We start from the raw sequence: 22,963 nt of genomic DNA, 5'->3' as shown, positions 1-22,963 counted from the left end.
CACGGTGAGCCGGGACCCCGCCCACCGGGAGCCCGACCCCGACCCGGACGAGCGCCGGGAGCCGGCCGGCTCGCTGCGCCCCACCCCGCCGCTGACCCTCGTCGGCTGGGCGGCCGTGGGCCTCGTCTGCGGCTGGGCCCTGCACCCGGTCTCAGACCGGCTGGGCGTCGTACCCCCGCTGGTGACGCTCGCCCAGCCGCTCGCGCTGCTGCTGCTCGCCGGGATCCTCGGCTACGTCGCCTGGGTGACCCACCGCGCCGTCCACGTGCGCCGCGAGCGGCTCGAGGCCCACCAGGCCGTCAACCGGCTGGTCCTCGCCCGCGCCAGCGCCCTCGTCGCCGCCCTCGTCGCCGGTGGGTACGCCGGCTACGCCCTCTCGTGGGTCGGCGACGCCGCCGACCAGGCCGACGACCGGATCATCGGCGCCTCCGCCGCCTGCGTGTGCGCCCTGCTCGCCGTCCTCGCCGCCGTCCTCCTCGAGCGCGCCTGCCGCGTCCACGACGACCCCGACACCTGAGCCCCGCCTGCCGGCGGCCCACCCACCCGAGACGCGTGGTGTCAAGCCCTTCGCGGTAGTCCCGGGCCAAAAGCACCCTGCACCGGCGTGTCCCGGTGCTTTTGACCCGGGACTACCGCCGTTGTCCGACAATCTCGACACCTTTCTGGAGGGCCCCGGCGGGATAGTCCCTGACGAAAAGCACCGTCGTACGGCGTGTCACGGTGCTTTTCGTCAGGGACTACCGCGCCGGGCGTCCAGGCACGGCGGCCACGAGTGTGACGGCTGGGACGGGTGTGACAAGCGTGTCTACGAGATGAGGGGGCCGCGGCGGCATACCGTGCTGGCATGACTTCCCCCGTCGGCAACCGTCGTCGTCAGCGGTCGACCCGCCTCGTGGTCGCCGCCCTCCTGACCGTGGTCTCGGCGGCCGCGGTCCTGGGCACCGCCCTCACCGGGTCCTGGCTGCTCGTCACCGTCGCCGGCGCGGCCGCCGTCCTGCTGGGCGCGGCCGCCACGAAGATCACCCACACCGAGCTGATGGACTCCCGCGAGGAGGCCGCGCGCGACCGGGCGCAGCAGGCCCGCGCGTACGCCGAGCTGACGGAGGCCCGCACGGCCGAGAACGTCGAGTTCGCCGCCGACATGACCGGGCAGGTCGCCCGCCGTGACGCCACCATCTCCCGCCTCGAGAAGCGGCTGGACGACGCCGCGGCCGAGCTCGCCGAGGCGCGCCGCGACCTCGACGAGGCCCGTGAGCAGGCCACGTCGGCGCAGGAGGCCGCCGAGCGGCTCACCGCCCGCCTCGCCGACGCCGAGGAGCGGGCCAGCCAGGCCGTCATCCGCGTCGCCGAGCTCGAGGCCGAGCTCGACGTCGTCACCAGCGAGCTCCACGCCGAGCGGTCCGCCAGCCAGGCCTGGCAGAAGGGCCGCACCGCCTGACCCGGGTGTGACCTAGCCCACCGGACGGACCCGTTCCGCCCGGGCGTCGTGCGGGCGTACCGTGGAATCGTCCCCGGGACCCCGGGTACTCCTCTTGAGCACAACGTCCGGTACCCACACCGGCTGCCGCGCCGCGGCAGTGGTCGGTGGGACGGGAACGAAAGGTTCACGATGACCCACACTCTCCGGGTGGGCGTGATCGGCGCTGGCCGCGTCGGCGCCGTCCTTGCTGCTGGCCTGCTCGCCGCGGGCCACCCCGTCGCTGCCGCCGCCGGCGAGTCCGACGCCTCGCGCCGCCGTGCCGCCGAGCTCCTGCCGGGCGTGCCCCTGCGCAAGCCCAGCGACGTCGCGCGCGCTGCCGAGCTGCTGCTGCTCACGGTGCCGGACGACATGCTCCCCAACGTGGTCCGCGTGCTGGCCGACAGCGGCGCGATCCGCGAGGGCCAGGTCGTCGCGCACACCTCCGGCCGGCACGGCCTCGCCGTCCTCGAGCCGGCCGCCGCCGTCGGTGCCCGCGTGATCGCGCTGCACCCGGCGATGACCTTCACCGGTACGGCGGTCGACCTCGAGCGCCTGCACGGCTGTGTCTTCGGCCTGACCGCCGGCCCCGGGGAGCGTGAGCTCGCCGCGTCCCTCGTCGCCGACCTCGGCGGCCGCCCCACGTGGGTGCCCGAGGAGATGCGCACGCTCTACCACGCCGGCCTCGCGCACGGCGCCAATCACCTCGTCACCCTGGTCAGCGAGGCGATGGGCCTGCTCGCCGCGGCCGGTGTCGACGACCCGTCCGGCACGCTGCGCCCGCTGCTCGAGGCGGCGCTCGACAACGCGCTGGACCACGGCGACGCCGCCCTCACCGGGCCGATCGTGCGCGGCGACGTGCAGACCGTGGCCTCGCACCTCAAGGACATCTCCGCCAACGCGCCCGACACCGTGCCGTCGTACGTCGCGATGGCGTGGGCGACCCTGGACCGCGCCGTCGTCGACGGCCGGCTCCTGCCGATCCGCGCCCAGCAGATCGCCAACGTGCTCAACGCGTACGGCGAGCACCGGATCCTGCCGGCGCGGGTCGAGAAGTCGGTCGAGAAGTCGTGAGCACCATCACCCGGCCGGCTGTCGCGCGCAGCCGGGCCGACCTCCGCGCCCTGCTCCGCGCCCAGGGCGGCGGCCCGGTGGTGTTCGTGCCGACCATGGGTGCGCTGCACGAGGGCCACGCCAGCCTGATACGCGTCGCCCGCGAGCGCGCGGGCGACACGGGCACCGTGGTGCTGTCGATCTTCGTCAACCCGCTCCAGTTCGGCGCCGGCGAGGACCTCGACCGCTACCCGCGCACCTTCGACGCTGACCTCGAGGTCGCCGCGCAGGAGGGCGTCGACGTGGTCTTCGCGCCGGTCGTCGCCGAGATGTACCCCGACGGGGTCCCGCACGAGGGCGTCGCCTCCGAGGCGGTGACCGTCCAGCCCGGCCCGCTGGCCGACGTCCTCGAGGGCGCCAGCCGCCCGGGCCACTTCCGCGGCGTGCTGACCGTCGTCGCCAAGCTCTTCGGCCTGGTCCGCCCGGACGTCGCCGTCTTCGGCGAGAAGGACTACCAGCAGCTCACCCTGATCCGCCGCATGGTCTCCGATCTGTGCCTGGGCATCGAGGTCGTCGGTGCCGAGACCGACCGCGAGCCCGACGGCCTCGCGCGCTCCAGCCGCAACCGCTACCTGGACCCCGAGCAGCGCCGCCAGGCGGTCGTGCTCAGCCGCGCGTTGCGCGCGGCCCAGGAGCGCGCGGCGTACGGCGTCCCGGCGGCCCGCTGGGCGGCGATGGGCGTGCTGAAGTCCGAGCCCGGCGTCGAGCTCGACTACCTCGCGATCACCTCGACCGGGCTCGGTGAGCTCCCGGACCACCCGGAGCCCGGCACCGAGGGACGGATCCTCGTCGCCGCGAAGGTCGGCACGACCCGGCTGATCGACAACCTGCCCCTGCACTTCACCGGCACCACCGAGGACCTGACCGCACCTGCGGCGGGCACCACCACCGAGGGAGACAGCTGATGCTCCGCACCATGATGAAGAGCAAGATCCACCGCGCCACCGTGACGCAGGCCGACCTGCACTACGTCGGCTCGGTCACCGTGGACGAGGACCTGCTCGACGCGGCCGACCTGCTCCCCGGCGAGCTGGTGCACATCGTTGACATCACCAACGGTGCCCGGCTCGAGACCTACACGATCGCCGGCGAGCGCGGCAGCGGCGTCATCGGCATCAACGGCGCAGCCGCCCGGCTCGTCCACCCCGGCGACCTGGTGATCCTCATCGGCTACGGCCAGATGAGCACCGAGGAGGCCAGGGAGTACCAGCCGCACGTGGTCTTCGTCGACGCCGACAACAAGGTCCTGGCGACCGGCTTCGACCCGGCCGAGACCTTCGGCGACCCGACCCTGTCCCGCGGGGACGTCACCGCGACGCGCTGACCCCGCCGTTCAGTAGCCTGCTGGGATGCCCGACTACCTGCGCCTCCCCGGCCGCCTCACCGCACCGGAACCGGGGTGGACGACCCGCGCCGACGTCGTCATCGTCGGCTCCGGCATCGCCGGACTGACCGCTGCGCTGCGCCTGCGCGAGCACGTCGACAAGGTCCTCGTGGTGACCAAGGACGTGCTGTCGGCCGGCTCCACGCAGTGGGCGCAGGGCGGCATCGCCGCGGCCCTCGGCCCCGAGGACACCCCCGGCCAGCACGAGGTCGACACCCTCGTCGCCGGTGCCGGCGCCTGTGATGCCGACGCCGTGCGGGTCCTCGTCGACGAGGGCCCGGAGGCCGTGCACGAGCTGATCGCGCTCGGCACCAACTTCGACCACACCGCCGACGGCGAGCTGTCGCTGACCCGCGAGGGCGGGCACCATCGCGACCGGATCGCCCACGCCGGCGGCGACGCCACCGGCGCGGAGATCCAGCGCGCCCTCGTCGCGGCGATCGATGCCGCCCCCGACATCGAGGTCATCCAGCACGCGCTCGCCGTCGACCTGCTGCTCGCCGCCGACGGCGGCGTCGCCGGGGTGACCCTGCACGTGATGGGGGAGGGCCAGCGCGAGGGCGTCGGCGCGGTCCACTGTCGTGCCGTCGTCCTGGCCAGCGGCGGCTTCGGCCAGGTCTTCTCCCAGACCACCAACCCGCCGGTCTCGACCGGCGACGGCATGGCGCTCGCGCTGCGCGCCGGCGCCACCCTGCGCGACCTCGAGTTCGTGCAGTTCCACCCGACGGTGATGTACCTCGGACCCGACTCACGCGGCCAGCAGCCGCTGATCTCCGAGGCGGTCCGCGGCGAGGGCGCCTTCCTCGTCGACGACGAGGGCAACCGGTTCATGCAGGGCGTCCACGAGCTCGCCGACCTCGCGCCGCGCGACGTCGTCGCCAAGGCGATCATGAAGCGGATGCTCGAGACCGGACGGCCGCACATGTGGCTCGACGCCCGTCACCTCGGCGCGGACTTCTGGGAGCGCCGCTTCCCGACCATCCTCGCCACGGCCCGCTCGCACGGGGTCGACCCGGTCGCCGAGCTGATCCCCGTCTCCCCGGCGTGCCACTACGTCTCCGGCGGCGTGCGCACCGACCTCGACGGCCGCAGCGACGTCCCCGGCCTCTACGCCAGCGGCGAGGTCGCCTGCTCGGGCGTGCACGGCGCCAACCGGCTCGCGTCGAACTCCCTGCTCGACGGCCTCGTCTTCTCCCGCCGGATCGCGAAGGTGCTGCCGGGCGAGCTGCGCGACTGGGCCGAGCCCGCGACCGACCACCGTGCCCAGGGCCTCGTCCCCGGCAGCGCGCGCCGCGAGCTGCAGGAGACGATGACCTCCCGCGTCGGCGTGCTGCGCCACGCCGACGGCCTCGCCGAGGCGGTGCAGCTGCTCGACAAGGTGGCCGCCGTGGAGTCCGCGGTCATCGACCAGGAGGCGTGGGAGACCACCAACCTGCTGACCATCGCCACCGCCCTCGCCGAGGCTGCCGCGCTGCGCGAGGAGACCCGCGGGTCGCACTGGCGCGAGGACCACCCCGAGCGCGACGACTCCGTCTTCGCCGGCCACTACGACGTGCGGATGGTCGACGGCGCGACCGTCGTGGCGTTCACCCCGGCGGTCCAGACCGACCCGAGTGTCGGACCCGTGGCGGGGGTGCCCCGATGATCGCCCGCACGCCGTACGACGACCTGCCGGTCGCCCTCGTCGAGGAGATCGCCGCTGCCGGCCTGGACCCGCGAGCGGTCCACGACCACGTCGCCCTCGCCTTCGAGGAGGACCTCCCCGGTGGCGTCGACGACGTCACCAGCGCCGCGATGCCCGACATGGGCGCCGCCGTCGCCGACTTCGCAGCCCGCGAGCCCGGCGTGGTCGCCGGCCTCGCGATCGCCGAGCTCGCCTTCGCCTACGCCCTCGGCGACACCGTCGAGGTCACCGGGCGCGTGCCCGACGGCACCCGGGTCCAGCCCGGCGACGTGGTGCTCACCGTGACCGGTCCGGTCAAGGGCGTGCTCACCGCGGAGCGGACCGCGCTCAACTTCGCCTCGCACCTCTCCGGCGTCGCGACCGCGACCTCGCGGTGGGTCGACGCCCTCGCCGGCACCCGGGCGCGCGTGCTCGACACCCGCAAGACCCTGCCGGGCTGGCGGGCGCTGCAGAAGTACGCCGTGCGCTGCGGTGGCGGCGTCAACCACCGGATGAGCCTCGTCGACCGGGCGATGGTCAAGGACAACCACGCGGTCGCGGCGGGCGGCGTCGTGGCGGCGTACCAGGCCGTCGTCGCCGCCAACCCCGGCCTGCGGGTCGAGGTCGAGGTGATGGACCTCGACGAGCTGCGCGCCGTGCTCGCCGCCGGGTGCACCGAGGTGCTGCTCGACAACATGTCGACCGCCGACATGGCCGAGGCCGTGCGGATCAACGCCGAGGCGGGCGGCCACGCCACCCTCGAGGCGTCCGGCGGGCTCACCCTGGAGCGGGCGCGCGAGGTGGCCGAGACCGGCGTCGACTTCATCTCGGTGGGCGCGCTCACCCACTCCGTCATCGTGTTCGACCTCGGGCTGGACTTCCGGACGCCACAGCCATGAGCCTGCTCGCCGCCGACATCGGCAACGCCCACACCGTCCTCGGCCTGCTCGAGGACGGCGAGGTCGTCGCGGACTGGCGCGTGGGCACCAACGAGCACCGCACCGCCGACGAGTGGGCGGTGCTGCTGCGCGGCCTCCTCGGCCACGACGAGGACGCCGTCACGGGCGTCGCGGTGTGCTCCACCGTCCCCTCGGTCCTCAACGCGTGGCGGGAGATGCTCGCCGACCACTTCCCCGAGGTGCCGCGGGTCATCGTCGAGCCCGGCATCCGCACCGGCGTCCCGATCGTCGTCGACAACCCGCGCGAGGTCGGCACCGACCGGATCATCAACGCCCTCGCCGCGGCCTCCGACTACTCCGGGCCCGCGATCGTCGTCGACTTCGGCGGCACCGCCACCACCTTCGACGTCGTCGACGCCGCGGGCCGGTACGTCGGCGGCGCGATCACGCCCGGCATCGAGATCTCCCTCGAGGCGCTCAGCCGCGGGGGCGCGCAGCTGCGGATGGTCGAGCTGGTCCGCCCCCGCAGCGTGATCGGCAAGAACACCGTCGAGGCCCTGCAGTCCGGCATGGTCTTCGGCGTCGCCAGCCAGGTCGAGGGCATGGTCGAGCGCCTCGTCGCCGCCCTCGGCGCCCCCGTCGAGGACGTCGCGGTCATCGCCACCGGCTACCTCGCCCCGCTCGTGCTCGACGAGTGCCGCTGCTTCACCGACCACGCCCCCTGGCTGACCCTGCGCGGCCTCGGGCTGGTCTACGCCCGGAACACCTGAGATATCGGCGGGGCGTCATTTCCGATATCCCGGAGCGACATTTTCCATTCCTCCCCGGCCGGTCGCTTTCTCCGGAATGCGCATTTCGCTAATATCCGGATTCCCGGGATCCGGGAAATCGTCGTGATATTCGAGGAGAATGCAATGGCCCAGCGCGTCAACATCGTCCTGGTGGACGACATCGACGGCAGCGATGCGACGCAGACCGTGACCTTCGGCCTCGACGGCGCCAGCTACGAGATCGACCTCAACGACGAGAACGCCGCCGCGCTGCGCGAGGCGCTCGCGCCGTACCTCGGCCACGCCCGCAAGGTCGGCCGCGGCGGCGGCGGTGGCCGACGGGCCTCGAAGTCCACCGCATCCGCCTCGTCGTCCGGCGCGTCCGCCGCCGAGATCCGCGAGTGGGCGCGCGAGAACGGCTACGACGTCCCCGCCCGCGGCCGCATCCCCGCCGAGGTCCGGCAGGCGTACGAGGCCTCGAACTGACCTGAGTGGCGCGAGCGCGTCGCCTGTCGAGGACTGCGCGCAGGCCTCGCAAGCTCGGCCCGCACTTGCCCTCGACGCGCCTTCGGCGCGGTGCGCCGCGCTGCCGCGGGCGCGGTTGACTTCCGTACGTCCTGCCTCCGCCTGGCGGCAAGACGGGCGTAGGTGGTCCGAGCGTTGCTCCCGGTGGTTGAGGTGCGACGAGCGTCAGCGAGGAGCCTCGAAACCTCCGGGCGTTGATGGCGGATTGTGGCGGGCACAGCCGGGTGGACCGTGGCCGGTGGTTTCGAGGCTCGGCGCCGGGGCGCCTCGCACCTCAACCACCGGCAACTGGTGCGGGCGAGCCTCAGGCGGTCGAGCGTTGCTCCCGGTGGTTGAGGTGCGACGAGCGCCAGCGAGGAGCCTCGAAACCGCCGGGCCTCGACGGCGGGCTGTGGAGGCACAGCCGGGTGGACCGGGGGCGGTGGCGCGTCCGGGCGGGCGTGCCGGATCTCCTATGCTGTCCGGGTGATCGACGGCCAGCCTGCGACCGATGCCATGCTCACCCGGCTGCGGGAGATCCCCGGCGGGGTCTGGCGCACCTACATCGCCCCTGAGTCGAAGGTCGTCTTCGAGGCGCTCAACAAGAACGCCTGCACCAGTCTCAAGTGGATGATGGCCGACCTGGCCGGCGAGGACCCCGCGAGCTTCCGGGCGCGGGACATGCCCTACCTCGACGACTCCGAGCCGATCCACAACCGCGACCTGTGGAAGATCTCGCCACGGCTGGACTCGCTCACCCCCGCGCAGCGCGCGGAGATCCACCCCGACAACGGGTGGTTCGTGTTCGCCGTCGTGCGCGACCCGCGGGTGCGCCTGTTCTCGGCGTGGCAGAACAAGCTGCTGATCGAGACGCCGTTCAGCGTGCGCTGGGCCAAGGAGTGGTGGTACCCCCGCCACCCGCTCACCGCGGAGACGGTCATCGAGGACTTCGCCAAGTTCGTCGACCTCATGGGCCAGGAGGAGCCGCACTGGCTGCGGGCCAAGGACGCGCACTTCCGCGACCAGGTCGAGATGCTGGGCGAGGACGCCGTCCCGTACACGAAGATCTACGACATCAGCGAGATCAAGCAGCTCCAGGCCGACCTCAACGAGCACCTCGCCGCCCAGGGCCGCCCGCCGGTCAAGCTGCCGCGCGCCAACCCGACCCCGCTCAAGGCGATCGGCGCGCTGTACGAGAACGGCGTCCGCGAGAAGATCGAGAGCATCTACGCCGCCGACTTCGAGCGCTTCGGCCACCTGTGGGACTTCTCCCGCACCGAGGCCGCCGAGCCGTGGACCCAGGCCGCCCTCAACGCCTGCGAGCAGGAGGCGTCGCTCGGCAAGCGGATCGGCGAGCTCTACCGGATCGCCCGCGACCGCAAGAAGGAGCTCGCCGACACCCGCGCCGAGCTCGACGCCGCGAAGCGCCGCATCGCCGAGCTCGAGGCGCGCACCAGCCTGCGTGGCCAGGCCCGCGCCGCCGCCTCGCGCCTCCGCCGCCGCTGAGTCTTCTGCGCGAGCGCGTCGCCTGTCGACGGAAGCCGCACGGGCMCTCGCAAGCTCGGCCCGCGGGCATCCGTCGACGCGCCTTCGGCACGGGCGCCGCGCTGCCGCGCGCGCGGTTGCCTCCGGTGGATGGCACAGTCCGCCTGGCGGCAAGACCGGGCTAGGTGGTCCGAGCGTTGCTCCCGGTGGCCGCGTTGGTCTAGCGGCAAGCCTGGGGTGCGCTTCGCCGTACTCCCAGGGACTCTTACTACTCCCGGTGGTTGAGGTGCGAGGCCGCCCGCGGCCGAGCCTCGAAACCTCCGGGGCCTGCGGGGCGGGCTGTGGTGGGCACACTCCGGCGCACCGGGGGCGGTGGTTTCGAGGCTCGGCGCTGGGGCGCCTCGCACCTCAACCACCGGCAGGTTGCCGGGCGGCTCGCACCTCGACCGCCGGCAGGTCGGCGGCGCCTCGCACCTCAATCACCGGCAGGTTGCCGGCGATCCCGCGCCTCAACCCGGCAGGTTGCCGGGCGCCTCGCACTCGACCGCCGGCAGGGGGGTCAGGCCTGGGGGGTCGGCACCGGAGGCAGGTCGCTGCGGTCGCGCTCGGTGAGGCGCACCCGCTCCACGACGCGCTCGCAGCAGCGGCCGTCGCGCAGCGGGAAGGTGGCGTCGATCCGCTCCTGGTAGACCCCGGTCGGGTGCGGTCCGGCCGCGAGCACGTCGAGGGTGGCCTGCACGGCGTCCTCCGCGCTCGCGGTGACCGGGCCGAAGCCGTCGCGCTCGTAGTCGTAGTAGCCGGCGCGGCCGACGTGGCCGCCGCCGAGGACCAGGTCGGCGTCGAACTGGTAGTAGACGACCGGGCGCTGCAGGTAGGCCGCGTTGAAGGCCACCGACGAGAAGTCGGTGACGAACGCCCGCGCCCGCGCGAAGAGCTCCTGCGGGTCCTGGCCCTCGTAGCTCAGCGGCGTCACGTGGGCCGGCAGGTCCAGGTGGGGGAGCAGCGGCTGCAGGTTCGGGTGCGGCAGGAAGCCGAGGGTCACCCCGTGCTCGCGGCAGGCCTTCGCGAGGCGGTCGTCGCGGAGGTACTCCATCCACGCCTTCACGAAGTAGCTGTCGAGCAGGGACAGGTCGAGGTCACGGCGCTGGCTGCCCTCGATGATCGGCGGCATCAGGTTGTTGCGCCAGGTGGGTGCGACCAGCAGCAGGTCCCGCTTGTCGACGGGGAAGCGGTCGCCGACGGCCTGCAGGCGGTCGAAGCGGGGCAGGCCGGTGAGCGCGACCTCCTTCGTCGTGAAGACGTACGACGTGTCGTCGCCCGCGATCGACGCGAGCTCCTGCGGCGTGCTGACCACGAAGGTCTCGATGCGCTTCGGGTCCAGCCACGAGGACAGGTCGTCCTTGATCACGCCGTGCTGCAGGAAGTGGAAGCGCCACTTCGCGTGTGTGAACTCGAGCACCGGCCACGGCCGGACGATCGCGGCGTCGGCGTGCGAGGACAGCAGGTGGGTGGCGTGCGACATCAGCACCCGCCACTGCAGGGACTTGTAGGCGACCAGCCGGTCGCCGTGCCCCTCGGCGCGGAACCGGTCCCACTCCTTGCCGCCCTTCTCGAGGACGAACCAGGCGTTGATCTCCGGGTGGTTCTCGCGCACGTAGCGGAACAGGATCTCGGCGCTGTCGGCGGCGTCGTGCACCCGGTCCATGAAGACCCACGCGTCGGCGTACCGGCGCGCCACGGCCGGCCGGTCCTTGATGCGTGCGGCGACCTTGCTCAGCCGCGAGGTGGGGCGGCGCTGGCGCAGCATGTCGGGGATCTCGCTGCGGGCGAAGCCGGACTCGGGGTTGAGCCACCAGCGCAGCTGCCCCGGCGGGGCCACCTGGACCCGGCGCGGGTCGCGGCGGTAGATGAAGTCGGCGGGCTCACCGTTGCGGAGCAGGCGCAGGCTGACGTCGGCCGGGAGCCACACCACGCGCTGGCGCAGCAGCGTGCGGCCGTAGTACTCCCACGCCCGCACCTTGCCGTGGCTGGGCTCGATCGGGCGGCCGTTCGCGAGCCACTGCTCCTCGGGCAGGTCGCCGGTGAAGAAGTAGGTCGCCCGCACCAGCTCCTGCGTGGTGTCGAGGTCGTGGAGCAGCACCTCCTGCTCGACCCACGGCTCCGGGTCGTAGCCGTGCTCGAGCACCAGCCGGGCCTGGGGCGGCACCGACGGCGGGAGGTACGGCGAGGTGGCGTGCACGTCGACCTCGTCGAGGATCTGCCGCGCCAGCTCGTGGAAGCGCTCGGGGACCTCGCCGGAGACCGGCCGCTCGCCGGCCTTGGGGTCGGGACGCGAGAAGTACCACTGCAGCTCGTAGAGCAGGAAGGTCGCGGCCCAGCCCGGGAGCTCGCCGAAGGCCTCCTTGCCGCGACGGATCACGTCGAGGTAGCCGTGCTCCGGTACCGCGGTGTAGCGGCCCGGGTGCATCCCCGCCGTCTGCAGCGTGGAGCTGGCGTCCTCGCGCTTGCGGTAGTGGTACTTCGCGCGCTGCAGGAAGCCGACCTGCGGCCGGTCGAACAAGAAGAGGTAGCGGCAGTTGAAGTGGCCGTCCTCGAAGTTAGGGCGCACGCGGCTGTCGAAGCGCAGGTCCGCATCACGGATCGCGTCGAGCAGGAAGAAGGTGGCCGGCGAGCTGCCGTGGAAGCGGTCCGGGCTGGCGCTCAGGTCGACGTACGGGCTGCCGGCGAACATCGCGCGGAGCGGGTGGCTGTCGCTCACCTTGCCGCTGCGCTCGTTCCAGATCAGGCGGTTGGTGGCGGCCATGTGCGCCTCGGGGTGCGCGCGGACGAAGTCGCGGACCACCTCGAGGTAGTCGGGCTCGAGGACGTCGTCCGGGTCCGGGAAGGTGATCCACGCGCCGGTGGACTCCTGGATCCCGCGGTTGCGGGCCGCGCCCTGGCCGCCGTTCTCCTGGGTGACCACGCGCACGGTGCCGGGCCGGCGGGCCGCCCACTCCGCGAGCAGGCGCGACGAGTCGTCCGTCGACCCGTCGTCGACCATCACGACCTCGACGTCGTCGAGGCCGGTGGTCTGCGCCTCGATCGAGTCGATGAAGTCGGGGAGGTACGGCGCGACGTTGTAGACGGCGCTCACGATGCTGAACAGCGGCCGGCTGTCGGTGGCCATGTCATCCTTCCTGCGAGGGTCGGTCGGGCGTCATGGCCTCCACCGCGGGAGCGAGGTAGGGGCCGAGCGTGTAGGCGTAGGTCGCCGTCAGGTGCGAGGCGTCGAAGTAGGTGATCACTCCGCCGTTGACGACGGAGCACGTCCCACCGTCGCAGATCCGGTCCGTCAGGTCGACGATGCGCAACCGGGTGTCGTCCATCTCGGCCACGACGTCGACCGCCGGGTCGGCGGGCAACCAGTCGTCGACGGTGCCGTCGCACGAGGCGTAGTCGTCCTCGGCGTCGGCGATGCAGGTGGGCGTCTGCTTCCCCGTGGCGGGGGTGTCGCGGATGACGAGCACCGGCAGGTCCGCCTCGACCAGGGTCGAGAAGACGGAGCGGAAGCCCTCGGCGTACAGCGGCAGCGAGGACGCCAGGTCGGGCTGGCCGACGGCGCGCACCGAGACCCGGTTGGACGTCACGACCAGGTCGGGCTGGTCGGCGACCAGCGCGTCGGTGGTGCGCTCCACCCAGTCCAGGCAGGCCTGGCTGAAGGCCTCGGTCCGGAACAGCTGCGGCGTCGTGGAGAACGCGCACTGCGACGCGAGGTAGGTCTCGATCCGCCAGCCGCGCTGCTCGGCGATCCGCTGCAGTGCGGGCAGCCAGTGCCCGGCGTGCGAGTTGCCGACCAGGGCGATGGTGACGTCGCCGTCCTCGTCGCCGAAGGTGCAGTGCCGGTCCTCGAAGGTCGGGGTGAACGACCAGCACTGGCGTCCGCCGACGTCCTTGTAGGCCTCCGACTTGTCCTTCGCGGCCAGCGCGGGGGCCGGCACGAGGTCGTCGTACGCCACGGGCGCGCAGTCCTGGCCCGGGTCCAGCGCCGCGGCGCCGAAGCACGGCCCGCCGGTGCGCAGCGCGGCAGCGAGCCGGTCGCGGTCCTCGTCCTCGGCGCCGCTGACCAGCCCCACCACGGTCGAGCCCATCAGGACCACGACGCTCATCCCGGCGACCGCGCTGGCGTAGGTGGTGCGGCGGAAGCGCACGAGGTCCGGCTTGCGGAACGGGCGCTCGACGAAGCGCTCGGTGAGGCCGGCGAGCACGAAGGTCGCCGCGGCGATGGCCAGCAGGGACCGCCAGCCCGGCTCGTGGCCCAGCACGCTGGGTGCGAGCACGATCAGCGGCCAGTGCCACAGGTAGACCGAGTACGACACGTCGCCGACCCAGCGCACCGGTGGGAGCGCCAGCAGGCGGCCGGCGCCCAGCGGGACGTCGACGTCCGGGCGGCACAGGATGACCAGCGCGGTGCCCAGCACCGGCAGCGCCGCCTGGTAGCCGGGGAAGGGCGTGCTCTCGGAGTAGAGGAAGCCGGTCGCGACCATCATCGCCAGGCCGGCCCAGGCGCCGACGGCCCGCACCCGCAGGTCGGCGACCGGCAGCTCGCGCCGGCTGACCAGGAGCGCCACCAGGCCGCCGATGCCCAGCTCCCACATCCGCGTCGGGGTGATGAAGTACGCCGCCGCCGGGTTGCTCGCCGTGCGCTCGACCGAGAACGCGAAGGACGCCAGCACCACGGCGCCGAGCGTGGTGGCCAGGGCGATCGTCGTGGCGCGTGCGCTGCGCCGGCCCGCGAGCACGGCGAGCGCCACGAGGATCGGCCACACGAAGTAGAACTGCTCCTCGACCGACAGCGACCAGAAGTGCTGGACGGCCGTCGGCAGGTTGTCGGCCGCGAGGTAGTCGACCGCGCTCCCGGCCAGCCCCCAGTTCAGGACGTAGAGGGCGGCCAGCTGCGCGTCGCGCGCGTTCGCCTGCCACTCGGTCTCGGGGGCGACCAGCCAGACCGCGGCGATCGTGCAGGCCAGCACCAGCAGCGACGCGGGCAGCAGGCGCCGGATGCGGCGGCCCCAGAAGTCGGCGAGGTCGCGCGGGCGCCGTGGCGGGCGGGAGACGAGGTGGGCGGTGATGAGGAAGCCCGAGATGACGAAGAAGACGTCGACGCCGACGAACCCGCCCGGCAGCAGGGGACTGTGGAGGTGGTAGACCACGACCATCCCGACGGCGATCGCCCGGAGTCCCTGGATGTCGGTGCGGGGCGCTCGCCCCTCGCCGTTAGCCAATACTCTCCCCCAACCGATGGTGCCGTCCGAGAGTAGACCAGCCCCGCGCCCCGCTCCCAAACCGACTTCACCGGCTCGCCGACGGCCCGCCCTATGCTTCTTGCCCGTGGACGCCGCTCACCCGCACCCCCTCCCCGGCCGACGGGACGTCGTCGGGTGAGTCCCCTCCGCCTCCCGTGGCGCCGGGCCGCGCGCCCGCGGCTGAGCGTCGTGGTGCCGGTGTTCAACCAGGCGCCCTACCTGGTGCGCAGCCTCGACAGCGTGCTGGCCCAGCCGGGGGTGGACCTCGAGGTCGTCGTGGTGGACGACGGCTCGACCGACGGCTCGGGCGAGCTGGCCGAGGAGTACGCCGCCACGCACCGCGAGGTGGTCGTGCTCCGCCAGGCCAACGCCGGGGTGTCGGCGGCACGCAACGTCGCGCTGGAGCACTGCACCGGCGACCTGGTCACCTTCGTCGACCCCGACGACTTCCTGCCGGCACGCGCCTGGCAACCCCTGCTGCGCAGCCTCGACCGGTCGGGCTCCGACTTCGCCGTCGGGATGATGGAGAAGGTGACGGAGGACGGCCGGCGCTCGCGCCCGCCGCTGCTGGCGCGCAACCACGCCGAGCGGCGCACGGCGGTGGGCATCGACGACGCCCCGCTGATGCTGGCTGACGTCTTCCCCTGCAACAAGGTGTTCCGGATGGACTTCTGGCGCTCGGCCGGCCTCACCTTCCCCCTGGGCGTCCGCTACGAGGACCAGGTCTGGGCCACCGACGCCTTCCTCGCCGCCCGGCGCTTCGACGTGCTCCCCGAGGTCGTCTACGACTGGTACGTGCGCGAGGGCGAGTCCTCGGCGACCAACCGCCGCGGCCGGCTCGACAACCTCGACGACCGGATCCGCACCAAGCACATGACCCTCGACCGGGTCCGCGCCCACCGCAACCCGGTGCTGCTGGACACGCTCTACCACCAGGTGCTGCCGATCGACATGTGGGAGCACTTCCGCGCCGCCGTCGCCCCGTCCACCGAGGACCCCGACCGGTACTGGGTGATGCTGCGCGAGGGCCTGCTCGGCATCTGGAACGAGGAGACCGTGCCCTTCGAGCAGGTCGACCTGCCGGCGGGGCAGCGGGTGATGGGCTGGCTGGTCGCGCAGGACCGGCGCGACGACCTGGCCCGGCTGGTCGCGCAGATCGACGGTCCCGGCGTGCCGGTCGAGGACGGGCGCTACCTGCACCCGTGGCACGACGAGCCCGGGGTGCCCGAGGAGCTCGGGCGGGTCAGTCGGCGCTGAGCGTCGGCGGGGTCTCCCGCAGCCAGCGGACGTGCTCCTCGGCCGTGGTCGCCAGGCGCGACAGCCGCGCGAACGCGTCGTCGTCGACGGCACCGCGCAGGGCCTCGAGCAGCGTCGCCGTGGCGGCGGGCGGGGCCGGGGGCACCGGCGCAGCGCCGGGGCCGCGCGGGCGCAGCACCCGCTTCCAGGTGGGCCGTTCGCGCTCGACGGCCAGGGCCCGCTGGTGCTCGTGCGCCGCGATCCTCCACCGGGCGGTGTCGCGGGTGTACTCGGCGGCCGCCTCGTGGAGCTCCCGGGCGAGGACCCGGACCTCCTCCGGAGCCGAGCGGGTGAGGACCACCCGGTCGAGCTCGGCGAGGAACCGGGGGTAGTAGTCCAGCGTGTAGTGGACCTCCATCGGTCCCCACGGGTGGTCGTCGAGCGTGACGTAGTACTCCCGGGACAGGTCGATGCTCTCCCAGCCGTACGCCGAGGAGGCGTGCTCGTTGAGGCGGCGCCAGAACGCGTTGCGCTTGCGCGCCGCACGGCGGCGCCTGGACGGCATCCGCCGCGGGGTCGACTCACCGCTCGGGACGACCTCGTCGGCGTTGAACCCCCAGTGCACGACGACCTGGGTGTCGGGGAGCTGGTCGGCGACGTACGCCGCGAACCGGTCCATCGCCTCGACCCACAGCCCGAAGTAGCCGTCCGCGTCCTGCTCCCACGACAACTGCTCGGTGCCGGGCATGGCGAGGATCCGCTCGTACAGGTCGGTCTTGTGGATCCGCCAGCGGTTGTCGGTGACGAACCGGCCGTCCGGCAGCCGCACGACGCCGAAGTGGGCGTCGCCGAAGAAGTCGAGCACCACCACGTCCGGCTGCTCCTCCGGCAGCAGGGTGAGGATCTCGCGGGACAGGTCGGACCGGACGTTCCAGAGGCCGTACGGCTTCATCTCCTGCACCGGCTCCCACGGCTCGTCGACCGGCGGGGACATCAGCGCGATCATCGAGCTCTGGTTGGTCGTCGGGCCGACGCGGTACCAGCGCTTGTAGTCGGGGTTGAACCGCGAGTTGAAGTTGTCGCGGGTGATGCAGCTCCCGAGCACGGACACCGTGACCGGGCGGCCCGACACCTCCGGGACGTCCTGGGTGACCGGGGTGACCGGGGTGACCGGGTCGGGCTGGCTCACGGCCGGCGTCCGTCCGTCCGGCCCCCGCGGCGGGCCCGGCGCAGGGCGCGCCGGCGCAGGTGGGCGGCGAGGTCGCGGGTGGGGATGTCGTCGATGGCGGGACGCGAGGCGCGCAGCTGCTCCAGCTGCTGCTCGAGGGCCTCGATCCGGCGGGCCGCGGCCACCGCGACGCCGGTGACGCCCTCGGCGGCGAGCTCGACGGGCACCGCGTCCACCGTGACGGGCTCGGTGGCCGTGCGGCCCTGGCGGAGGTGGGCGAGGTCGCCGATGAGGTGGACGCCGCTCGCGCCGAGCTGCTCGACCATCGCCTCGGCCTCGCGGTCGGCCTGCTCGACCGCCCACGCGGGCAGCGTCATCCGCGGCTCGTCGGCGGCCGGGGTGCGGGAGGAGACCAGGCGTCGGCTGTAGCCGAAGCGCAGGAGCAGGGAGAACTGCTTCCAGGTCAGCTCCGGGCGGGCGATGGCGACCACCGCGCGGAGCAGCTCGGCCTCCGGTGCGGTGAGGCTCCGGTTGCTGTGGCTGCGCGAGGTGGCCCCCGCGATCACGCCGGCCGGGACGCCCAGCAGCTGCTCGAAGGTCGTCGGCAGCAGGGTCCGGTCGGCCTCGTCGATCACCACGACGTGGATGTGGTCCGCCGGGAGCACCCGGGCCCAGCGCTCGACCTGCTTGGCTGCGTCGGCCCACCACCAGAAGCCGGCCGTCGCGGGGCCGGGCGCCTCCCGCTTGAAGGAGCGCTGCAGCCAGTCGTCGAGGCCGGCGCCCTTGCCGTCGCGCAGCACCTGCTGCCAGGTGGAGAGGGCGATGGCGCCGGGGTTGCGGGCCGCGACCAGCACGTGCAGCCGGTCCGCGCCGAGCTGCTCGACCATGGTCGCCCGGTGCTCGTCGTGGGCCAGGCCGAAGAACTCGCTGCTGATCACCACCCGCCCCGGGGCGCGCTGTGCCGCCCGGGCCAGCTTGTTCCAGCGGTGCACCGGCGGGAGCTCGTCCTGGTCGGCCGCCCACCCGGACGCCCGGCCCAGCAGGGCACGGGCCTCGTCGTGGTGGTTCGACCTCTTGCCGGGGTAGAGGACGCCGTGCTCAGCGAGCGCGGGACGGGCCTCGCCGAGCATCCCCTGGATCGCCGTCGTACCCGTCTTGTGCGGGCCCACGTGGAGCAGGATCGCGTTCGGGTCCAGCGCGGGGAACTGCTCGGGCACGCACCGGACCCTACCCGCTGGGGCCCCTCCGACCACCCCCGGTGTTCGCTCACAGCGCACAGCCGCGGAGGTCCTCGGGGGAACGCGTAGGCTGGCCGCGGGGTTGTATCCGATGAACACCCCAGGACGTGTGAGGAGCGTGCAGATGTTCGAGCGGTTCACAGACCGAGCCCGCCGGGTGGTCGTGCTGGCCCAGGAAGAGGCCCGCATGCTCTCCCACAACTACATCGGGACCGAGCACATCCTGCTCGGCCTCATCCACGAGGGCGAGGGTGTCGCCGCGAAGGCGCTCGAGTCGCTCGACATCTCCCTCGAGGCGGTGCGCGCCCAGGTCGAGGAGATCATCGGCCAGGGCCAGCAGGCGCCGTCGGGCCACATCCCCTTCACCCCCCGCGCCAAGAAGGTGCTCGAGCTGTCCCTGCGCGAGGCGCTGCAGCTCGGCCACTCCTACATCGGCACCGAGCACATCCTGCTCGGCCTGATCCGCGAGGGCGAGGGCGTCGCCGCCCAGGTGCTGCAGAAGCTCGGCGCCGACCTCAACCGGGTCCGCCAGCAGGTCATCCAGCTGCTCTCGGGCTTCCAGGGCAAGGAGACCGGCGCGGCCGCGGCCACCTCCGGCAGCACGAGCGGGAGCGACGCCCCGTCGTCCTCGCTGGTGCTCGACCAGTTCGGCCGCAACCTGACCCAGGACGCGCGTGAGGGCAAGCTCGACCCGATCATCGGTCGCGCCGCCCAGATCGAGCGTGTCATGCAGGTGCTCTCGCGGCGCACCAAGAACAACCCGGTGCTCATCGGTGAGCCCGGCGTCGGCAAGACCTCGATCGTCGAGGGCCTCGCCCAGGACATCGTCAAGGGCAACGTCCCCGAGACGCTCAAGGACAAGCAGATCTACACCCTCGACCTGGGTGCGCTCGTCGCCGGTTCCCGCTACCGCGGTGACTTCGAGGAGCGCCTCAAGAAGGTGCTCAAGGAGATCCGCACCCGCGGCGACATCGTGCTGTTCATCGACGAGATCCACACCCTCGTCGGTGCCGGCGCGGCCGAGGGCGCGATCGACGCGGCCTCCATCCTCAAGCCGATGCTGGCCCGCGGCGAGCTGCAGACCATCGGCGCGACCACCCTCGACGAGTACCGCAAGTACCTCGAGAAGGACGCCGCGCTCGAGCGCCGCTTCCAGCCCATCCAGGTCCCCGAGCCGTCGATCGCCGACACGATCGAGATGCTCAAGGGCATCCGCGACCGCTACGAGGCGCACCACCGGGTCACCATCACCGACGAGGCCCTGGTCTCGGCGGCGACGCTGGCCGACCGCTACATCTCCGACCGGTTCCTGCCGGACAAGGCGATCGACCTCATCGACGAGGCCGGCTCGCGGCTGCGCATCCGCCGGATGACGGCCCCCGCCGACCTGCGTGAGTACGACGACAAGATCGCCGAGGTCCGCCAGCGCAAGGAGGCGGCGATCGACGGGCAGGACTTCGAGGCCGCGGCCCGCCTGCGCGACGAGGAGAAGCAGCTCATCCTGAAGAAGTCCGAGCGCGAGAAGCAGTGGCGCTCGGGCGACATGGACGAGGTCGCCGAGGTCGACGAGGAGCTGATCGCCGAGGTGCTCGCCGTGGCGACCGGCATCCCGATCGTCAAGCTCTCCGAGGAGGAGTCCACGCGACTGCTCAAGATGGAGGACGAGCTCCACAAGCGCGTCATCGGCCAGGACGAGGCGGTCAAGGCGCTGAGCCGGGCCATCCGTCGTACCCGCGCCGGCCTGAAGGACCCCAAGCGTCCCGGCGGCTCGTTCATCTTCGCCGGCCCGTCCGGTGTCGGCAAGACGTGGCTGTCCAAGACGCTCGCCGAGTTCCTCTTCGGCGACGAGGACGCGCTCATCCAGCTCGACATGTCGGAGTTCGGCGAGAAGCACACCGTCTCGCGGCTCTTCGGCTCCCCCCCGGGCTACGTCGGCTACGAGGAGGGCGGCCAGCTCACCGAGAAGGTGCGCCGCAAGCCGTTCTCCGTGGTCCTCTTCGACGAGGTCGAGAAGGCCCACCCGGACATCTTCAACTCGCTGCTGCAGATCCTGGAGGAAGGTCGCCTGACCGACTCCCAGGGCCGGGTCGTGGACTTCAAGAACTGCGTCATCATCATGACCACCAACCTCGGCACGCGCGACATCGCCAAGGGCATCAACCTGGGCTTCAACCAGGCCGGTGACGCGGCGGGCTCGTACGAGCGGATGAAGGGCAAGGTCTCCGAGGAGCTCAAGCAGCACTTCCGCCCGGAGTTCCTCAACCGCGTCGACGAGATCATCGTGTTCCCGCCGCTGACGCAGGAGCAGATCATCGCGATGGTCGACAACATGATCGCCGCGGTGGAGGTCCGCCTGAAGGACCGCGACATGAAGCTCGAGCTCACCCAGCCCGCGAAGAACCTGCTCGCCGAGCGGGGCTTCGACCCGGTCCTGGGCGCCCGGCCGCTGCGCCGCACGGTCCAGCGCGAGATCGAGGACGTCCTCGCCGAGAAGATGCTCTACGGCGAGGTCGGCCCCGGCCAGATCGTGCTCGTCGACGTCGAGGGCCAGGGTCCCGCCGCGACCTTCACCTTCACGGGCCAGAAGATGGGCGACCTGCCCGACCTCCCGCCGCTGGAGACGGTCGCCGAGACCAACTCCCCCGGCGAGGGTGCGGAGATCGCTCCCGACGACAACGAGTCCGCCTGACCCCCGGCTGACTGTTCGCTGGCTGACCGCTGGCTGACGCCGTACCGGCCCGGACCCTCCACCCGAGGGTCCGGGCCGGTCTGCTTCTCGGTCGAGACGTCACCTGTGGCCTGTCGAGACGTCACTTCTGGCTCGTCGAGACGTCACTTGTCGCCTGTTGAAGCGTCAGTTCCTGCCCCGGTGGTCCCGGCAGCGCCACAAGTGACCACTCGACGGGCCACAGATGACCACTCGACGGGCCACAGATGACCACTCAACAGGCCAGAGGTGACGTCTCGACCCCTCAGGGGAGGGCGTAGCGGCCGGAGGGGGTGCGCACGACGAGGCCGTCGGCGAGGAGCGATGCGAGCGCGCGCTCGCGCTGGGCGGGGACGTCCCAGGTGGCGTCGAGCTGGGCCTGGGTGACCTCGCCCGGCGCATCGCGCAGCACCGCCATGAGGCGACCACGGCACTGGCGGTCGGTGCCGGCCCAGGCCTGGACCGGGCGCGGCGGTCCGTCGTACGGCGGGGCGCCGGCCTGCTGCCAAGCGCAGGCGGCGCGCACCGGGCAGGCCTCGCAGCGGGGCCGGTCCGCGGTGCAGACGAGCGCACCGAGCTCCATGACCGCCACCGACCAGGTGGCGGCGGTGGGCGGGTCGGCCGGCAGCAGGGCGGCGCCGAGGTCGCGCTCGGCGCGCGTGACCGAGCGCGGCGGGAACTCCACGCCGGTCACGGTGCGGGCGAGCACCCGCCGCACGTTGGTGTCGAGCACGACCTGGCGCCGGCCGTGGGCGAAGGCGGCGACGGCCGCGGCGGTGTAGTCGCCGACGCCGGGCAGCGCGAGCAGCTCGTCGTAGGACGCCGGCACCTGCCCGTCGTGCTGCTCGCTGATCGCGGTCGCCGCGGCGTGCAGGCGCAGGGCGCGGCGGGGATAGCCGAGCCGGCCCCACGCACGGACCGCCTCGCCCGGGGCCTCGGCCGCGAGGTCCGCCGGGGTGGGCCAGCGCTGCAGCCAGGCCTTGTGCACGGGGAGCACCCGCACGACCGGTGTCTGCTGGAGCATGAACTCGCTGACCAGGACCGACCACGCCGACGCCTCGGGACGGCGCCAGGGCAGGTCGCGCGCGTGCTCGTCGTACCAGCGCAGGATCGGCTCGACGAGGCTGGCGGCGGGGTCGGGGGTCATCGCGAGCCATTGTCGCCAGCGGTGTGACGTCCGCCGACTTCGGGTCCACCCCGGCGGGTCAGCCCGGCTGACGGGCGCACGCTGACTACCGTCGTGCCATGCCCGCCGCACCCCGTCGACCTGCCCCCGCCCGGGGCCGGACGACGCGTGGTCCGCTGCCGGCCAGCGTCTACTGGCGCCGGCGCGTCTTCGTGCTCGGCACCGCCTTCGCGGTCGTGTTCGTCATCGCGCGGTGGCTCACCGGCAGCAGCGACGGTAGCTCCGAGGACGCCGCGGGCGCCGAGCAGGCCGCGGCCCGGGTCGAGGCCACCGGCACCGTGACCGCCGGCGCCGAGGAGGAGTCGGCCTCGGAGGCCACCCCCCGTCGCGGCGGGACCGCCTCGGCCTCCCCGACGCTGGCCGCCCCCCAGGGCACCTGCCAGGCCGCCGACGTCACCGTGACTCCGGTCGTCCCGAAACCGGCCGAGGCCGGCCACGACGTCCGGGTCCGGCTGTCGCTGAGGACCACCGAGTCCGAGGCCTGCACCTGGCAGGTCTCCCGCAGCAGCGTCTCGGTCCGGATCGCCGACGGCTCGCGCGTGCTCTGGACGACCCAGCACTGCCCCCGCGTCGTACCCGACCAGAGCGTGGTCGTGCGCCGTGCGGTCGCCACCGTCGTGGAGATGACCTGGAACGCCCGCGAGTCGGCCGCGCGGTGCGCGCGCCGCACGGCGTGGGTCATGCCGGGGGAGTACACGATCTCCGCCGCCGCGCTGGGTGGGGAGCCGGCCGCCGCCGACTTCGAGCTCGTGCGGCCCGCGCCGCGGACCGTCGAGGTGACGCCCGAGTCCACGGGGACCGCGAAGCCGAAGGGCACGGCGACGAAGAAGCCGAAGAAGCCGGTCAACTAGGCCGGCCCCGCCGGGGCGGAG

The 22,963-nt window shown here is 73.0% G+C and carries 18 protein-coding genes; 13 read left to right on the top strand and 5 right to left on the bottom strand.

Annotated features, from left to right (window positions below; all coding sequences use genetic code 11):
- The first annotated feature begins 4 nt into the window (after nt 1-4).
- The 10 genes from L615_RS22050 (at nt 5) to L615_RS22005 (ending at nt 9,295) form a co-directional block, all read left to right on the top strand.
- Entirely contained in the window at nt 5-517 is a 513-nt protein-coding gene (locus L615_RS22050) for a DUF3180 domain-containing protein (protein WP_261376817.1), read from the top strand.
- A 327-nt stretch (nt 518-844) separates the two neighbouring features.
- Complete coding sequence (locus L615_RS22045) at nt 845-1,438, top strand: hypothetical protein (RefSeq protein WP_028655560.1); 594 nt, start codon at nt 845-847, stop codon at nt 1,436-1,438.
- Between the two features lie 171 nt (nt 1,439-1,609).
- Nucleotides 1,610-2,530 carry a Rossmann-like and DUF2520 domain-containing protein gene (locus tag L615_RS22040; protein WP_145726476.1) on the top strand — a complete coding sequence of 307 codons (921 nt, stop codon included), beginning with the start codon at nt 1,610-1,612 and terminating at the stop codon, nt 2,528-2,530.
- 5 nt (nt 2,531-2,535) lie between these two features.
- Complete coding sequence (gene panC / locus L615_RS22035) at nt 2,536-3,474, top strand: pantoate--beta-alanine ligase (RefSeq protein WP_145726486.1); 939 nt, start codon at nt 2,536-2,538, stop codon at nt 3,472-3,474.
- The gene (panD, locus tag L615_RS22030) at nt 3,474-3,893 is read left to right on the top strand and encodes an aspartate 1-decarboxylase (RefSeq protein ID WP_028655561.1); all 420 of its coding nucleotides are present in this window, start codon (nt 3,474-3,476) and stop codon (nt 3,891-3,893) included. The genes panC and panD overlap by 1 nt, the downstream gene beginning before the upstream one ends.
- 25 nt (nt 3,894-3,918) lie before the next feature.
- Nucleotides 3,919-5,598: an L-aspartate oxidase gene (locus L615_RS22025; protein ID WP_145726475.1), complete on the top strand. Its 1,680-nt coding sequence runs from the start codon at nt 3,919-3,921 to the stop codon at nt 5,596-5,598.
- Nucleotides 5,595-6,515, top strand: a complete 921-nt coding sequence (gene nadC / locus L615_RS22020; RefSeq protein WP_028655562.1) for a carboxylating nicotinate-nucleotide diphosphorylase — start codon at nt 5,595-5,597, stop codon at nt 6,513-6,515. Before L615_RS22025 ends, nadC begins: the two co-directional genes overlap by 4 nt.
- Nucleotides 6,512-7,285, top strand: a complete 774-nt coding sequence (locus tag L615_RS22015; RefSeq protein ID WP_145726474.1) for a type III pantothenate kinase — start codon at nt 6,512-6,514, stop codon at nt 7,283-7,285. Before nadC ends, L615_RS22015 begins: the two co-directional genes overlap by 4 nt.
- 144 nt (nt 7,286-7,429) lie before the next feature.
- Nucleotides 7,430-7,771, top strand: a complete 342-nt coding sequence (locus L615_RS22010; RefSeq protein WP_028655564.1) for an Lsr2 family protein — start codon at nt 7,430-7,432, stop codon at nt 7,769-7,771.
- A gap of 504 nt (nt 7,772-8,275) precedes the next feature.
- On the top strand, nt 8,276-9,295 hold the full coding sequence (locus L615_RS22005) for a sulfotransferase family 2 domain-containing protein (RefSeq protein WP_145726473.1): 1,020 nt from the start codon (nt 8,276-8,278) through the stop codon (nt 9,293-9,295).
- 538 nt (nt 9,296-9,833) lie between these two features.
- Here the strand turns inward: L615_RS22005 and L615_RS22000 are convergent.
- Nucleotides 9,834-12,440 (bottom strand): CDP-glycerol glycerophosphotransferase family protein, encoded by a 2,607-nt coding sequence (locus L615_RS22000; RefSeq protein WP_145726472.1) that lies wholly within the window; start codon nt 12,438-12,440, stop codon nt 9,834-9,836.
- Between the two features lies 1 nt (nt 12,441).
- On the bottom strand, nt 12,442-14,535 hold the full coding sequence (locus L615_RS21995) for an acyltransferase family protein (RefSeq protein WP_145726471.1): 2,094 nt from the start codon (nt 14,533-14,535) through the stop codon (nt 12,442-12,444).
- Nucleotides 14,536-14,691: 156 nt separating this feature from the next.
- Here L615_RS21995 and L615_RS21990 point away from each other — a divergent pair, with 156 nt between their 5' ends.
- Entirely contained in the window at nt 14,692-15,813 is a 1,122-nt protein-coding gene (locus tag L615_RS21990; protein WP_036517585.1) for a glycosyltransferase, read from the top strand.
- On the opposite strand, the gene L615_RS21985 is transcribed toward L615_RS21990, so the two are convergent.
- Together L615_RS21985 and L615_RS21980 are read right to left on the bottom strand one after the other, a co-directional pair.
- The gene (locus L615_RS21985) at nt 15,800-16,981 is read right to left on the bottom strand and encodes a DUF6270 domain-containing protein (RefSeq protein WP_145726470.1); all 1,182 of its coding nucleotides are present in this window, start codon (nt 16,979-16,981) and stop codon (nt 15,800-15,802) included. The two genes, L615_RS21990 and L615_RS21985, sit on opposite strands and share 14 nt — an antisense overlap.
- Complete coding sequence (locus tag L615_RS21980; RefSeq protein WP_051485739.1) at nt 16,978-18,177, bottom strand: hypothetical protein; 1,200 nt, start codon at nt 18,175-18,177, stop codon at nt 16,978-16,980. The genes L615_RS21985 and L615_RS21980 overlap by 4 nt, the downstream gene beginning before the upstream one ends.
- 145 nt (nt 18,178-18,322) lie before the next feature.
- On the opposite strand from L615_RS21980, the gene L615_RS21975 reads away from it, so the two are divergent.
- Nucleotides 18,323-20,887: an ATP-dependent Clp protease ATP-binding subunit gene (locus tag L615_RS21975; protein ID WP_028655568.1), complete on the top strand. Its 2,565-nt coding sequence runs from the start codon at nt 18,323-18,325 to the stop codon at nt 20,885-20,887.
- A gap of 283 nt (nt 20,888-21,170) precedes the next feature.
- Here the strand turns inward: L615_RS21975 and L615_RS21970 are convergent, their stop codons facing one another.
- Nucleotides 21,171-22,052 (bottom strand): A/G-specific adenine glycosylase, encoded by an 882-nt coding sequence (locus L615_RS21970; RefSeq protein WP_145726469.1) that lies wholly within the window; start codon nt 22,050-22,052, stop codon nt 21,171-21,173.
- A gap of 98 nt (nt 22,053-22,150) precedes the next feature.
- Here L615_RS21970 and L615_RS21965 point away from each other — a divergent pair, with 98 nt between their 5' ends.
- Nucleotides 22,151-22,942: a hypothetical protein gene (locus L615_RS21965; RefSeq protein WP_028655570.1), complete on the top strand. Its 792-nt coding sequence runs from the start codon at nt 22,151-22,153 to the stop codon at nt 22,940-22,942.
- Nucleotides 22,943-22,963: the final 21 nt, after the last annotated feature.

Origin of the sequence: Nocardioides sp. J9 (assembly GCF_007829375.1) — a bacterium.
Classification (GTDB): Bacteria; Actinomycetota; Actinomycetes; order Propionibacteriales; family Nocardioidaceae; genus Nocardioides.
Note: the sequence above shows the minus strand (reverse complement) of the source record. Positions and strands in the feature narration are given on the sequence as shown.

Coding starts and splice junctions, on each gene's coding strand:
- L615_RS22000 (WP_145726472.1), bottom strand. CDS start 12,440: ATGGCCACCGACAGCCGGCCGCTGTTCAGCATCGTGAGCGCCGTCTAC.
- L615_RS22010 (WP_028655564.1), top strand. CDS start 7,430: ATGGCCCAGCGCGTCAACATCGTCCTGGTGGACGACATCGACGGCAGC.
- L615_RS22040 (WP_145726476.1), top strand. CDS start 1,610: ATGACCCACACTCTCCGGGTGGGCGTGATCGGCGCTGGCCGCGTCGGC.
- L615_RS21975 (WP_028655568.1), top strand. CDS start 18,323: ATGTTCGAGCGGTTCACAGACCGAGCCCGCCGGGTGGTCGTGCTGGCC.
- L615_RS22025 (WP_145726475.1), top strand. CDS start 3,919: ATGCCCGACTACCTGCGCCTCCCCGGCCGCCTCACCGCACCGGAACCG.
- panD (WP_028655561.1), top strand. CDS start 3,474: ATGCTCCGCACCATGATGAAGAGCAAGATCCACCGCGCCACCGTGACG.
- L615_RS22045 (WP_028655560.1), top strand. CDS start 845: ATGACTTCCCCCGTCGGCAACCGTCGTCGTCAGCGGTCGACCCGCCTC.
- L615_RS21965 (WP_028655570.1), top strand. CDS start 22,151: ATGCCCGCCGCACCCCGTCGACCTGCCCCCGCCCGGGGCCGGACGACG.
- nadC (WP_028655562.1), top strand. CDS start 5,595: ATGATCGCCCGCACGCCGTACGACGACCTGCCGGTCGCCCTCGTCGAG.
- L615_RS21970 (WP_145726469.1), bottom strand. CDS start 22,052: ATGACCCCCGACCCCGCCGCCAGCCTCGTCGAGCCGATCCTGCGCTGG.
- L615_RS22015 (WP_145726474.1), top strand. CDS start 6,512: ATGAGCCTGCTCGCCGCCGACATCGGCAACGCCCACACCGTCCTCGGC.